Source organism: Lysinibacillus sp. FSL K6-3209 (assembly GCF_037976175.1).
Lineage (GTDB): Bacteria > Bacillota > Bacilli > Bacillales_A > Planococcaceae > Lysinibacillus > Lysinibacillus sphaericus_D.
The window spans coordinates 1-15,188 of the sequence record NZ_CP150264.1 but is presented as its reverse complement, the minus strand read 5'-3'; the positions used below and the strand labels follow the sequence as shown (position 1 = coordinate 15,188).

Below are 15,188 nucleotides of genomic sequence, written 5' to 3'. Positions count from 1 at the left end.
TATATTCGACCTCCAATACACGGCGTATTACTGTGTCTTGAAGCTCTCTTTTTAGAAAGGTTGTTCTTTCAAAACTGGATAAACGGTTCATTGAATGTTTCAAACTTTTTGGTTAAGTCCTCGATCGATTAGTATTCGTCAGCTCCATGTGTCACCACACTTCCACCTCGAACCTATCTACCTCATCGTCTTTGAGGGATCTTACTTACTTGCGTAATGGGAAATCTCATCTTGAGGGGGGCTTCATGCTTAGATGCTTTCAGCACTTATCCCGTCCACACATAGCTACCCAGCGATGCCTTTGGCAAGACAACTGGTACACCAGCGGTGTGTCCATCCCGGTCCTCTCGTACTAAGGACAGCTCCTCTCAAATTTCCTACGCCCACGACGGATAGGGACCGAACTGTCTCACGACGTTCTGAACCCAGCTCGCGTACCGCTTTAATGGGCGAACAGCCCAACCCTTGGGACCGACTACAGCCCCAGGATGCGATGAGCCGACATCGAGGTGCCAAACCTCCCCGTCGATGTGGACTCTTGGGGGAGATAAGCCTGTTATCCCCGGGGTAGCTTTTATCCGTTGAGCGATGGCCCTTCCATGCGGAACCACCGGATCACTAAGCCCGTCTTTCGACCCTGCTCGACTTGTAGGTCTCGCAGTCAAGCTCCCTTGTGCCTTTACACTCTACGAATGATTTCCAACCATTCTGAGGGAACCTTTGGGCGCCTCCGTTACCTTTTAGGAGGCGACCGCCCCAGTCAAACTGTCCGCCTGACACTGTCTCCTGCCCCGCTAAGGGGCATGGGTTAGAATTTCAATACAACCAGGGTAGTATCCCACCGACGCCTCCTTCGAAGCTGGCGCTCCGAGATCTCTGGCTCCTACCTATCCTGTACAAGTTGTACCAAAATTCAATATCAGGCTACAGTAAAGCTCCACGGGGTCTTTCCGTCCTGTCGCGGGTAACCTGCATCTTCACAGGTACTATAATTTCACCGAGTCTCTCGTTGAGACAGTGCCCAGATCGTTACGCCTTTCGTGCGGGTCGGAACTTACCCGACAAGGAATTTCGCTACCTTAGGACCGTTATAGTTACGGCCGCCGTTTACTGGGGCTTCAATTCGCAGCTTCGCTTGCGCTAACCACTCCTCTTAACCTTCCAGCACCGGGCAGGCGTCAGCCCCTATACGTCACCTTACGGTTTTGCAGAGACCTGTGTTTTTGCTAAACAGTCGCCTGGGCCTATTCACTGCGGCTCTCATGCGCTTGCACGCTCAAGAGCACCCCTTCTCCCGAAGTTACGGGGTCATTTTGCCGAGTTCCTTAACGAGAGTTCTCTCGCACACCTTAGGATTCTCTCCTCGACTACCTGTGTCGGTTTGCGGTACGGGCACCTCTCACCTCGATAGAGGCTTTTCTTGGCAGTGTGAAATCAGGAACTTCGTCCATACGGACTCGCCATCACAGCTCAACGTTACAGTGTGCGGATTTGCCTACACACACGCCTTACTGCTTGGACGCGCACAACCAACGGCGCGCTTACCCTATCCTACTGCGTCCCCCCATTTCTCAAACGGTGAGGAGGTGGTACAGGAATATCAACCTGTTGTCCATCGCCTACGCCTATCGGCCTCGGCTTAGGTCCCGACTAACCCTGAGCGGACGAGCCTTCCTCAGGAAACCTTAGTCATACGGTGGACGGGATTCTCACCCGTCTTTCGCTACTCATACCGGCATTCTCACTTCTAAGCGCTCCACCAGTCCTTCCGGTCTGACTTCAACGCACTTAGAACGCTCTCCTACCACTGACATCGTAGATGTCAATCCACAGCTTCGGTGAATCGTTTAGCCCCGATACATTTTCGGCGCAGCGTCACTCGACCAGTGAGCTATTACGCACTCTTTAAATGATGGCTGCTTCTAAGCCAACATCCTGGTTGTCTGTGCAACGCCACATCCTTTTCCACTTAACGATTACTTTGGGACCTTAGCTGGTGGTCTGGGCTGTTTCCCTTTTGACTACGGATCTTATCACTCGCAGTCTGACTCCCGTGTATAAATATCTGGCATTCGGAGTTTGTCTGAATTCGGTAAACCGGGATGGCCCCCTAGTCCAAACAGTGCTCTACCTCCAGTATTCTCATCACGAGGCTAGCCCTAAAGCTATTTCGGAGAGAACCAGCTATCTCCAAGTTCGATTGGAATTTCTCCGCTACCCACACCTCATCCCCGCACTTTTCAACGTGCGTGGGTTCGGGCCTCCAGTAAGTGTTACCTCACCTTCACCCTGGACATGGGTAGATCACCTGGTTTCGGGTCTACGACCACGTACTAATTCGCCCTATTCAGACTCGCTTTCGCTGCGGCTCCGCCTTCTAAAGCTTAACCTCGCACGTAATCGTAACTCGCCGGTTCATTCTACAAAAGGCACGCTATCACCCATTAACGGGCTCTAACTACTTGTAGGCACACGGTTTCAGGATCTCTTTCACTCCCCTCCCGGGGTGCTTTTCACCTTTCCCTCACGGTACTGGTTCACTATCGGTCACTAGGTAGTATTTAGCCTTGGGAGATGGTCCTCCCGGATTCCGACGGAATTTCACGTGTTCCGCCGTACTCAGGATCCACTCTGGAGGGAATAAACTTTCGACTACAGGGCTTTTACCTGCTCTGGCGGACCTTTCCAAGTCGCTTCATCTAACTCATTCCTTTGTAACTCCGTATAGAGTGTCCTACAACCCCAAGAGGCAAGCCTCTTGGTTTGGGCTCTTCCCGTTTCGCTCGCCGCTACTCAGGGAATCGATTTTTCTTTCTCTTCCTCCAGGTACTTAGATGTTTCAGTTCCCTGGGTCTGCCTTCAAGACGCTATGTATTCACGTCAAGATACTACGCGATTAAACGTAGTGGGTTCCCCCATTCGGAAATCTCCGGATCAAAGCTCACTTACAGCTCCCCGAAGCATATCGGTGTTAGTGCCGTCCTTCTTCGGCTCCTAGTGCCAAGGCATTCGCCGTGCGCCCTTAATAACTTAACCTAGTTATTAAGCCTAAAAACTTAATTTAAAAAATAAATGTGTTTGTTACAATTTCAATGTCGTTTTATCCATTTTTCAAAGAACAAATAAAAATTGGTGGAGCCTAGCGGGATCGAACCGCTGACCTCCTGCGTGCAAGGCAGGCGCTCTCCCAGCTGAGCTAAGGCCCCAAGAGGTTATATATGGTGGGCCTAAATGGACTCGAACCATCGACCTCACGCTTATCAGGCGTGCGCTCTAACCAGCTGAGCTATAGGCCCTCTTGGAAGTTTTATAAAGTTAGTTATAAACCTTCAAAACTGAACGCAAAACGTAATCTTACAAACCCAAGGTTTGTATTCCGAAAATATCCTTAGAAAGGAGGTGATCCAGCCGCACCTTCCGATACGGCTACCTTGTTACGACTTCACCCCAATCATCTATCCCACCTTCGGCGGCTGGCTCCAAAAGGTTACCTCACCGACTTCGGGTGTTACAAACTCTCGTGGTGTGACGGGCGGTGTGTACAAGGCCCGGGAACGTATTCACCGCGGCATGCTGATCCGCGATTACTAGCGATTCCGGCTTCATGTAGGCGAGTTGCAGCCTACAATCCGAACTGAGAACGACTTTATCGGATTAGCTCCCTCTCGCGAGTTGGCAACCGTTTGTATCGTCCATTGTAGCACGTGTGTAGCCCAGGTCATAAGGGGCATGATGATTTGACGTCATCCCCACCTTCCTCCGGTTTGTCACCGGCAGTCACCTTAGAGTGCCCAACTAAATGATGGCAACTAAGATCAAGGGTTGCGCTCGTTGCGGGACTTAACCCAACATCTCACGACACGAGCTGACGACAACCATGCACCACCTGTCACCGTTGTCCCCGAAGGGAAAACCATATCTCTACAGTGGTCAACGGGATGTCAAGACCTGGTAAGGTTCTTCGCGTTGCTTCGAATTAAACCACATGCTCCACCGCTTGTGCGGGCCCCCGTCAATTCCTTTGAGTTTCAGTCTTGCGACCGTACTCCCCAGGCGGAGTGCTTAATGCGTTAGCTGCAGCACTAAGGGGCGGAAACCCCCTAACACTTAGCACTCATCGTTTACGGCGTGGACTACCAGGGTATCTAATCCTGTTTGCTCCCCACGCTTTCGCGCCTCAGTGTCAGTTACAGACCAGATAGTCGCCTTCGCCACTGGTGTTCCTCCAAATCTCTACGCATTTCACCGCTACACTTGGAATTCCACTATCCTCTTCTGCACTCAAGTCTCCCAGTTTCCAATGACCCTCCACGGTTGAGCCGTGGGCTTTCACATCAGACTTAAGAAACCACCTGCGCGCGCTTTACGCCCAATAATTCCGGACAACGCTTGCCACCTACGTATTACCGCGGCTGCTGGCACGTAGTTAGCCGTGGCTTTCTAATAAGGTACCGTCAAGGTACAGCCAGTTACTACTGTACTTGTTCTTCCCTTACAACAGAGTTTTACGAACCGAAATCCTTCTTCACTCACGCGGCGTTGCTCCATCAGGCTTTCGCCCATTGTGGAAGATTCCCTACTGCTGCCTCCCGTAGGAGTCTGGGCCGTGTCTCAGTCCCAGTGTGGCCGATCACCCTCTCAGGTCGGCTACGCATCGTCGCCTTGGTGAGCCGTTACCTCACCAACTAGCTAATGCGCCGCGGGCCCATCCTATAGCGACAGCCGAAACCGTCTTTCAGTATTGTCCCATGAGGGACAATAGATTATTCGGTATTAGCCCCGGTTTCCCGGAGTTATCCCAAACTATAGGGTAGGTTGCCCACGTGTTACTCACCCGTCCGCCGCTAACGTCAAAGGAGCAAGCTCCTTCTCTGTCCGCTCGACTTGCATGTATTAGGCACGCCGCCAGCGTTCGTCCTGAGCCAGGATCAAACTCTCCATAAAAGAAATTTGATTAGCTCAAATTGTTTTGCTGGCATCAATTTTGATGTCCAAAATTTTGTTTCGTTCACTAACGAAGTTAGCTAGTAAAAACTATATTGATTACGTTTTGCTTGTTCAGTTTTCAAGGTTCATTTTGTTTCGTTTAGTGCGTCACCTCTTGGCGACTCATTTATAATATCAAGATTCATAAACTATGTCAACACTTTATCTAAAAAAATATAAATAGTTTTTGATTACATGTATTTACTCTAGTAGAACAACGGATTAATAAGGCAATCACAACACTTTATGACTGCCTTATTAGTTCTTTATTTACTCTATTCATTTGTAATAATTCGTGAAATATAAAACGTACGATTTTTCCCTAAATCAAAAATTTCACCTGTAATGCTTAATTTAATAATAGGACGTGTAGGTGCATATCTGTTTACGAACATTACTTCACCACGTTCTAGATTTGAAAGTTCAATAATTGTTCCAATTGGTAAGTCTGCCACTAAGTCAATCAACGCTCTTACTACTTTAATATCAAATTTCCCAAACTCAGACTCATTTATCATTTCTATTACTTTAAACGAAGATTGTTTAGAGCGATAAACTCGCTCACATGTCATAGCATGAAAAACATCAGCAACTGCAATAATCTGCGCAAAGACCGATATGTTAGCGATTTTCTCGCCTTTAGGATAGCCACTTCCGTTTAAGCGCTCATGATGTTGGAAAATTGCTTCTTTAATTGTATCTTTTAGGATAGTTAAATCCTTTACCATGTTATAACTATATATAGGATGTTTATGAATCTCTGAAAATTCTTGTTCTGTTAAAGTGGTTTTTTTATCACGAATACGTGGGTGAATTTTAGCCATACCGCAATCTGCTAATAAACCGCCAATTGCAATTTGAATGGTTAACCCTTTATCGTAACCTAATTTTTGAGCGATCACAGAAGAAATCAGTGCTGTTCCTACACAATGATGGTATAAATAATCTTTTGGATTCGAATATTCATTTAAGTTAAAAATAATTGTACGATCTTCTAAAACCATATCCAATAATGGCAAAATAATCGAACGTGCTTTTGTAATATCTACCTTCGCACCAGCTTCCCAATTTTTAAACTCTTTCTTAAATTGTTCAACAGAATTGCTGTAAACTCTTTTAAACGTTGGGACAACTTCTGGTTGGAAAGCAAAATCTATGTCTTTTTCAGTCTCTACTGAAACTTCTTTTAAATTGTCTTTATATACAGGAGCTCTTGAAATATTAAATGCGCTAAAGACTTGTAAATGCTCATGCGATACTACTGTATCTTTAAAAATTATTGGATATTGTGTATTAGCAAAAATATCTTCAGAAATAACTTTTCCAATACGTAATTCTGAAATTGGGACATGTACCGTTTCCACGAAATTAAACACCTCTTTACTATTTCACTTACTTGAACTAAGGTCTATTTATATATTATCACGAATTTCTAAATTATTACTTATTTTTCACGATATATAATAAAAACCGATGAGCAGCAACAAACGCTGTCGTCATCGGTTATTTTTTATTCTTCTATTTCCTCATTTTCATCAGTGGTCTCTTCGTCTTCTTTTTCAACTTTTGCAACAGTTGCAACAAGTTCGTCATCCCCTAAACGAATTAAACGAACGCCTTGCGTGCTACGACCAATTAATGAGATATCATTTACATCCATACGTATCAGCATTCCGTTGATTGTAATAAGCATTAAATCTTCAGAACCATCAACCGTTTTAACAGCCACCATAGGACCATTTTTATCGGTAATTTGAATTGTTTTTAAACCAACGCCACCACGACTTTGTAAACGATACTCCTCTTCAGTTGTACGCTTACCATAGCCTTTTTCGGTAACGACTAAAATTTCTTGTCCAGGTTCGACGATTTCCATACCAACTACTTCATCGCCTTCTCGTAGCTTAATACCACGTACGCCACCTGCTGTACGTCCCATTGAACGGATATCATCCTCTTGGAAACGAACAAGCATACCGTCACGCGTTCCGATAATAACTTGCTTCATACCATCCGTTAAACGAACAGCAATTAAATCATCATCTTCTCTTAAACTAATAGCAATTAAGCCATTCGTACGGATATTTGCAAATTGAGATACAGGTGTACGTTTTGAAATACCTGTTTTCGTTGTAAAGATAAAGTAAGCATCCTTGTCAAATGAATCAACACGAATCATTGCCGTAACTTTCTCACCTTTATCGATATTCAGTAAGTTAACGATTGGTAAACCTTTCGCCGTGCGACCGTACTCCGGAATTTCGTAACCTTTTGCACGGAATACTTTCCCCTTAGACGTGAAGAATAATATAGTATCGTGCGTAGATGTATTCATAAGGTGCTCGACGAAGTCATCCTCATTGGTTCCCATTCCTTGTACACCACGACCACCACGCTTTTGACTGCGATATGTATTGGCAGCTAAGCGCTTAATATAACCATTATGCGTTAACGTAACAACTGAATTTTCTACAGGAATTAAATCCTCATCCTCAATCATTTCCATACCGCCAGATGTAATCTCTGTACGACGAGCATCATTGAAGCGCTCTTTCAGTTCTAATATTTCAGTGCGAATAATCTCAACAATTTTAGCTTCATCAGCTAAGATTGCTTTTAATTCAGCAATTAGCACTTGTAACTCTTGATATTCCGCTTCAATTTTTTCTCGTTCTAACCCACTTAAACGAACTAAACGCATATCTAAAATTGCTTGCGCTTGACGTTCAGATAAATTAAACCGTTCCATTAATTGCGGTTTAGCTTCCTCACCACTACGAGAACCGCGGATAATCGCAATAATTTCATCAATATGATCTAGGGCAATTCGTAAGCCCTCTAAAATATGAGCACGGTCTTCTGCTTTCTTTAAATCGAATTCAGTACGGCGGCGAATAATGACTTTTTGATGCTCTAAATAATGATACAGCATCTCTTTAATGCCCATTACTTTTGGCTGTCCATTTACTAACGACAGCATATTAACACCAAAGCTTGATTGCATCGCTGTTTGCTTATAAAGATTATTTAACACGACATTTGCATTTGCATCTTTTCGTATTTCAATAACTACACGCATACCACGGCGGTCAGATTCATCTCGTAAATTGGTAATGCCATCGATTTTTTTATCGCGAACTAGCTCAGCAATCTTTTCAATTAATTTTGCCTTATTTACTTGGTAAGGTAATTCATGAATAAGAATTGTTTCTTTACCGTTTGATTTTTGTTCAATTTCTACTTTAGCTCGAATAATAATGGAACCACGGCCCGTTTCATAGGCACGGCGAATACCACTGCGTCCTAAAATTAATCCGCCAGTTGGGAAATCCGGTCCTGGAATAATTTCCATCAATTCTTCAGTAGTAATTGCAGGATTTTCAGATAGTGCTAACACTCCGTCAATCGTTTCCCCTAGATTATGTGGCGGGATATTTGTTGCCATACCAACGGCAATACCAGCAGCACCATTAACTAATAAGTTAGGATAACGACTTGGTAAAACGATTGGTTCTTTTTCAGAGCCGTCATAGTTATCAGTATAGTCAATTGTGTTTTTATTAATATCTCGAAGCATTTCCATTGCAATACGAGACATACGCGATTCTGTATAACGCATTGCAGCTGCTCCGTCGCCATCAACAGAACCAAAGTTTCCGTGACCATCAACAAGCATGTAACGATAACTAAAATCTTGTGCCATACGTACCATGGCATCGTAAATAGAAGAGTCACCATGTGGATGGTACTTACCCATTACATCCCCAACGATACGTGCTGATTTTTTGTACGCTTTATCTGCTGTATTCCCTAACTCTTGCATGCCGTATAAAATACGACGATGAACTGGCTTTAATCCATCGCGTACATCTGGTAATGCACGCGAAACGATTACACTCATTGCATAATCGAGGAAGGATGTTTCAATTTCTTCTGTTATATTAACTCCTTTAACACCGGAGCGTTCTTGTTCTGACAAAGTGTAGACCTCCCCTCAAGAAAAATTAAATATCTAAATTAGCGTATACTGCATTTTCTTCGATAAATTGACGACGAGGTTCTACTTCATCGCCCATTAAGCGTTCGAAAGCTTCGTTCGCTTTAATTGCATCATCTAATTCCACTTGCAATAATGTGCGGTGCTCTGGATCCATTGTTGTATCCCACAGCTGCTCCGCATTCATTTCGCCAAGACCTTTATAGCGTTGAACTACAGGCTTAGGCATGTTTGGCAATCGCTCTAAAATCTCTTGTAGCGCAATATCATCATAGCAATATTCAACATGCTTCCCTTGCTTCACTTGATAAAGTGGTGGCTGTGCAATATAAATATAACCAGCATCTATTAGAGGTCGTAAGAAACGGAAGAAGAATGTTAACAATAACGTACGGATGTGCGCTCCATCTACGTCGGCGTCCGTCATAATAATAATTTTATGATAACGCGCTTTTTCTAAATTAAATTCTTCCCCAATACCAGTACCGAAGGCTGTAATCATTGCTCGAATTTCAGCATTAGATAATATTTTATCTAATCGTGCTTTTTCAACGTTCAAAATTTTACCACGTAAAGGTAAAATCGCTTGGAAGTGACGGTCACGTCCAGATTTCGCTGAACCACCGGCAGAGTCACCCTCTACAATGTAAATTTCACATTCAGCTGGGTTTGTAGAAGAACAGTCAGCAAGTTTACCAGGTAAGCTTGATACTTCAAGTGCTGATTTGCGGCGTGTAAATTCGCGCGCCTTTTTCGCTGCCACACGTGCCCGAGCTGCCATTAAACCTTTATCAATAATTTTACGTGCTACAGTTGGATTTTCTAACATGAAACGTTCAAAACCATCTGAGAATAACGCATTCGTAATTTGGCTTACTTCGGAGTTACCAAGCTTAGTTTTCGTTTGTCCCTCAAATTGAGGATCAGGGTGCTTAATAGATATAATAGCCGTTAACCCTTCGCGAACATCTTCACCTGTAAGGTTCGTATCCGCTTCTTTTAATAAGCCATTTTTACGCGCGTAATCATTGATAACACGAGTAAGTGCTGTTTTAAAACCTGACTCATGTGTACCACCTTCATACGTATTGATGTTATTTGCGAACGAGAAAATATTCGATGAAAAACCAGCATTATATTGCATGGCGATTTCAATAGAAATACCGTCCTTTTCGCCAAGAACATCAATTGGCTCATGGATAGGCTCTTTAGACTTGTTCAAGTGCTCTACATAAGAACGAATACCACCTTCATAATGATATGTAGTGGAACGTATCTCATCTTCACGCTCATCTGCAATTGTAATTCGAATACCGCGATTCAAATAGGCTAATTCGCGAATACGATGTGCTAAAATATCGAATTCATATTCTGTTGTTTCTTTGAAAATTTCAGGATCTGCTTTGAAACGAGTAGTTGTTCCGTTATGATCGGTTTCACCAATAACAGTTAATGCCTGTGTTGTTTGACCGCGTTCAAATTTTATTTCGTGGATTTGTCCCTCGCGATGAACTTGAACAATTGTCTCAACTGACAAAGCATTTACTACTGATGCCCCTACACCATGAAGACCGCCTGATACTTTATAGCCCCCACCTCCGAATTTACCACCAGCATGGAGCACTGTCATAATGACTTCGACAGCTGGTTTTCCCATCTTTTCTTGAATACTGACAGGAATTCCTCGACCATTATCTTCTACACGAATCCAATTGTCTTTTTCAATCGTAACTGAGATATCAGTACAAAAACCTGCAAGTGCTTCATCTATACTATTATCAACAATTTCCCATACCAAATGGTGAAGACCTTTAGAGCTTGTTGAACCGATATACATCCCCGGTCTTTTACGAACCGCTTCTAAACCTTCTAATACCTGTATTTGATCGGCTTCATACGCTTGATCTTGTAAACCTTCGTTTTCTATAGCCACGGCTTCCATCTACTCCTTCATAACATCTTTGTGTGTAAATGAATGAACAGTCAACCGAGCTGACTATTACCATTCTTTTATAATCTAAAAAACTCCCTGGCTAACTTTCTTCAATCGCACCTTGTTTCACGTGGAACAGCTGAGCATGTTCCATCGTCTCATGATGAATTCCATCAACACTTGTAGTCGTTACAAAGGTTTGGACTTCACCTTGAATGGTATTTAATAAATGCGATTGGCGATAATCATCGAGTTCCGACAATACATCGTCTAAAAGTAGAATGGGTGTTTCATTTGTTTCTTGTTTAATTAACTCAATTTCGGCGAGCTTTAATGACAAAGCAGTTGTACGCTGCTGTCCTTGTGAGCCATATGTTTGCACATCATAGCCATTCACTAAAAATTGTAAATCATCTCGATGTGGTCCAACCATCGTGACACCACGCTCAAATTCACGATTCTTTACCTCTACTAACTTTTTAAGTAATAGATCTTCCATTTCACTAGCAGTCTGTCCTTTATCAATACCTGCTACAGTGCGGTATTTAATCATTAAAGTTTCCTTACCTTGTGAAATTCCTGCATGAATCGGCTCTGCCCACTCTTGTAATAAATCCATAAATTGAAATCTTTTTCGAATAATTTGGGTAGCTGCGTGAATATACTGCTCATTATAAACATCATACATCACATCGTTTGTCATTATCTTACCCTGATTCATTTTCAAATAATGATTGCGTTGTTTTAAAATCTTTTGAAAGGTTAATAAATCATGTAAGTAGACGGGCGAAATTTGCCCAATCTCCATATCAATAAAACGTCGTCGTATTTGCGGGCTTCCCTTAACAACATTTAAATCTTCTGGCGCAAACATAACCACATTCATTTGACCAATATAATGACTAAGACGGCTTTGTTCAATATGATTAATTTTACCCTTTTTGCCCTTTTTCGTAATGGTAAGCTCTATTGGTAAAATACCGTGCCTTTTTTGAACGGCCCCTTCTATTTTACCATAGTCTGAATCCCAACGTATCAATTCTTTATCGTTCGTCGTGCGATGTGATTTAGCCATCGCTAATACGTAGATGGATTCCATCACATTTGTTTTCCCTTGGGCATTTTCACCAATAAATACATTTATTTTTGGAGAGAATTTTAACGTTAACGCATCATAGTTGCGGTAATTTGTAAGTTTTAACTGCTCAATATGCATAATTTATTGTCCAGTGGGTCCAACAATTCGGAACCGGCCACATCCAGGTATATTTACAACATCTCCGTTACGTAATTTGCGACCACGGCGATCATCTACCTCGCCATTTACGTAAACATCATTTTCGTGTAAAAACCATTTTGCCATACCGCCTGAGCTAATGGCATCAGTCATTTTTAAAAGTTGTCCTAACGTGACAAACTCTACATCGATTTCAATGTCTTTCATAGCTGTGTTACCCTCCAAATACAGAATGTCTATCTCTCTATCATACCTAAAAATGCTTCATAAGTAAAAAAAGATAGCCGCAATGAGCGACTATCCCAAAGTTTATCAAAGTAAGTAAACATAACTTAAAATCCAATTTATTCTATAAAATACAACTAATAGAAATCGGGCGATTAATATGTGCGAACTGGTAAAATTAGTTGCAGAATTGCATCATCATGAACAGAGCGTAAAATAAATGGTCTCATCGCACCAGTGAATTGAATAACCACATCTTGACCATCAATTGCTTTTAATGCTTCCATCATGTATTTAGCGCTAAAGGAAATTTTTAAGTTATCCCCTTCTAATGCTTCCACAGGTATTTCTTCTTGTACTTTACCTATCTCCGGAGAATTCGATGAAACTTCAACCGCTTGACTATCTAAAATTTCGAAGCGCACAACATTATTACGATCTCCTCGTGCGACAAGTGATGCACGATCAATTGCTTGTAATAAAGCTTTACCGTTAATCGTTACATTTGTTTGATATTCTTCTGGAATTAAACGTGATGTATCAGGGTAGTTCCCTTCAAGTAAACGAGAGAAGAATAATACATCTCCTGTTTTAAATAATACTTGCTGACTTGTAATAACAATTTGGACAAGATTTGTAGAATCTTCTAACACCTTATTTAACTCATTTAAACTTTTACCAGGAATGACTACACTATGTTCAACTTCAGGTAAATCTTCTAGCTGTACTTTACGTCTTGCTAAGCGGTGGCTATCTGTTGCAACACAGATTAATGTTTCGTTTTTAATCTGCCAGTTTACACCTGTCAACACGGGTCTGCTTTCAGAAGTTGCCACTGCGAATACTGTTTCACGGATAATTGATTTTAGTAAGTCAGCAGGAATAGTAAATTTTTGATCCTCTGTTAATTCTGGTAATAAAGGATATTCAGCAGCATCAGAGCCAATTAAATGGAATTCTGATTTCCCTGAACGAATATGCGTTTGGAAACCTGTTGTTACTTGAATTTCAACCTCGTTTGTCGGCAATTTACGAACAATTTCATTGAACATACGTGCTTGTACAACGATTGAACCAGTTTCCGCAATGTGAATAATTTGTTGCCCATCTTCTTCTACTGGGATAAATGTTTGAATTGTAATATCTGCATCACTACCAGTTAGACGAATTCCTTCGTTTGTTACATCAATTTTAATCCCCGTTAATATCGGAATCGTTGTTTTCGAACTTACGGCTTTCATGACATCATTTAAACCTTCTAGTAAACGGTCACGTAAAATATCAAATTTCATTTGTTTTCCCTCACATATTTATATTATTTATTTATTAAATATAAAAAGATATAGTAATAGGCCCTGTGGATTTGTGGATAAGTGCTTCTAGGTGAATAAAATCAGTCTATCCACATGTAGATAGACTGTGTATAAGTTTGTGTTTAAAAATTAGAGTTGTCCACAAGATTATTTCCCTAGCATGCTACGAATTTGTTTAATATCTTGTTGTAGTTGAACGTCATTTTTCAACAAAGAAGATATTTTTTCATGAGCATGGATAACAGTAGTATGGTCACGACCACCAAACTCTTCGCCAATTTTCGGCAGCGAGAAATCTGTTAATTCGCGTGATAAAAACATCGCAATTTGTCGAGGAAAGGCGATTAGCTTAGTTCGTTTTTTAGCTGAAAAATCTTCTAAACGAATATTAAAGTGCTCTCCTACTGCATTTTGAATGTCTAAAATTGTCACAGTTCTAGGTTTTGTATTAGGAATGATATCTTTTAATGCTTCAGCGGCTAATGTAGCTGTAATATCCTTGTTTACTAACGAAGAGTAAGCTACGACACGAATAAGCGCACCTTCAAGCTCCCGGATATTGGAGTCAATCTGGTTCGCAATATAGAGCATGACTTCGTTTGGTACATCCAAACCGTCCGCTTTTGCTTTTTTTCGTAGAATAGCGATACGCGTTTCTAAATCAGGTGGAGCTATATCTGTAATTAGCCCCCACTCAAATCGAGAACGTAAGCGATCCTCTAAAGTAGGTATTTCCTTAGGTGGACGGTCACTTGATATGACAATTTGTTTTGATTCCTCGTGCAATGTGTTAAAAGTATGGAAAAATTCTTCTTGAGTCGATTCTTTTCCAGCAAGGAATTGAATATCATCAATTAGCAGCACATCTACATTACGGTATTTGTTGCGAAAATCGAGTGCTTTATTATCGCGAATAGAGTTAATAAATTCATTTGTAAACTTTTCTGATGATAAGTACACGACTTTTGCGTTTGGATTATGTTCTAACACATAATGGCCAATTGCGTGCATTAAATGCGTTTTGCCAAGCCCTACGCCCCCATATATAAAGAATGGGTTATAAGCCTTTGCAGGGGCTTCAGCAACAGCTAACGATGCAGCATGTGCGAAGCGGTTTCCAGAGCCAATAACAAACGTATCAAATGTATATTTCGGATTTAACATCCCTGGTGAAATATCATGATGGTCGTTATTTTTTGCTTGGATAATCGGCGCTGGTAAGTCAAAATCGTCCGAATCCTGGTTTTTTTGAACAACAAATTTAATAAGCAAGTCTTCGCCTGTTAGCTCCGTTAATATACCTGTAATCAAATGAATATAATGATTTTCAAGCCAGTCTCGAGCAAACGAATTTGGCGCCGCTATTGTCACGGTTGAACCACTTCCATTGTAAGAAAGTAATTTAGTAGACTTTAGCCACGTTTCGAAGCTTGGTTTAGAAATTTTTTGTTCAACTTGAGCCAGGACATTATTCCATAATTCTTCTAAATGTTCCAA

The 15,188-nt window shown here is 41.8% G+C and carries 7 protein-coding genes, 2 tRNA genes and 2 rRNA genes; all 11 read right to left on the bottom strand.

Annotated elements, in window-relative coordinates:
* Positions 1–108: 108 nt before the first annotated feature.
* The 11 genes from MHH88_RS00055 to dnaA all read right to left on the bottom strand — a co-directional run bounded on the left by MHH88_RS00055 (position 109) and on the right by dnaA (position 15,188).
* A 23S ribosomal RNA gene (locus tag MHH88_RS00055) occupies positions 109–3,036 on the bottom strand.
* 94 nt (positions 3,037–3,130) lie between these two features.
* Positions 3,131–3,206: transfer RNA gene (locus MHH88_RS00050), tRNA-Ala, on the bottom strand.
* Between the two features lie 13 nt (positions 3,207–3,219).
* Positions 3,220–3,296, bottom strand: a tRNA-Ile gene (locus MHH88_RS00045).
* Positions 3,297–3,392: 96 nt separating this feature from the next.
* Positions 3,393–4,944: ribosomal RNA gene (locus tag MHH88_RS00040) — 16S ribosomal RNA — on the bottom strand.
* The 16S and 23S rRNA genes sit together here with 2 tRNA genes alongside, the layout of an rRNA operon.
* A gap of 317 nt (positions 4,945–5,261) precedes the next feature.
* Positions 5,262–6,350 carry an HD-GYP domain-containing protein gene (locus tag MHH88_RS00035; RefSeq protein ID WP_069514007.1) on the bottom strand — a complete coding sequence of 363 codons (1,089 nt, stop codon included), beginning with the start codon at positions 6,348–6,350 and terminating at the stop codon, positions 5,262–5,264.
* A 146-nt stretch (positions 6,351–6,496) separates the two neighbouring features.
* Positions 6,497–8,965, bottom strand: coding sequence for a DNA gyrase subunit A (gyrA, locus tag MHH88_RS00030; RefSeq protein WP_069514010.1), 2,469 nt, complete (start codon positions 8,963–8,965; stop codon positions 6,497–6,499).
* A 25-nt stretch (positions 8,966–8,990) separates the two neighbouring features.
* A complete protein-coding gene (gyrB, locus tag MHH88_RS00025) occupies positions 8,991–10,925 on the bottom strand; it encodes a DNA topoisomerase (ATP-hydrolyzing) subunit B (protein ID WP_069514013.1) in 1,935 nt (644 codons plus the stop codon).
* 91 nt (positions 10,926–11,016) lie between these two features.
* Positions 11,017–12,132, bottom strand: coding sequence for a DNA replication/repair protein RecF (recF, locus tag MHH88_RS00020; RefSeq protein ID WP_069514016.1), 1,116 nt, complete (start codon positions 12,130–12,132; stop codon positions 11,017–11,019).
* 3 nt (positions 12,133–12,135) lie between these two features.
* A complete protein-coding gene (gene yaaA / locus MHH88_RS00015; RefSeq protein WP_024364626.1) occupies positions 12,136–12,360 on the bottom strand; it encodes a S4 domain-containing protein YaaA in 225 nt (74 codons plus the stop codon).
* Between the two features lie 173 nt (positions 12,361–12,533).
* Positions 12,534–13,670: a DNA polymerase III subunit beta gene (dnaN, locus tag MHH88_RS00010; RefSeq protein WP_024364627.1), complete on the bottom strand. Its 1,137-nt coding sequence runs from the start codon at positions 13,668–13,670 to the stop codon at positions 12,534–12,536.
* Positions 13,671–13,838: 168 nt separating this feature from the next.
* Entirely contained in the window at positions 13,839–15,188 is a 1,350-nt protein-coding gene (dnaA, locus tag MHH88_RS00005) for a chromosomal replication initiator protein DnaA (protein ID WP_069514019.1), read from the bottom strand.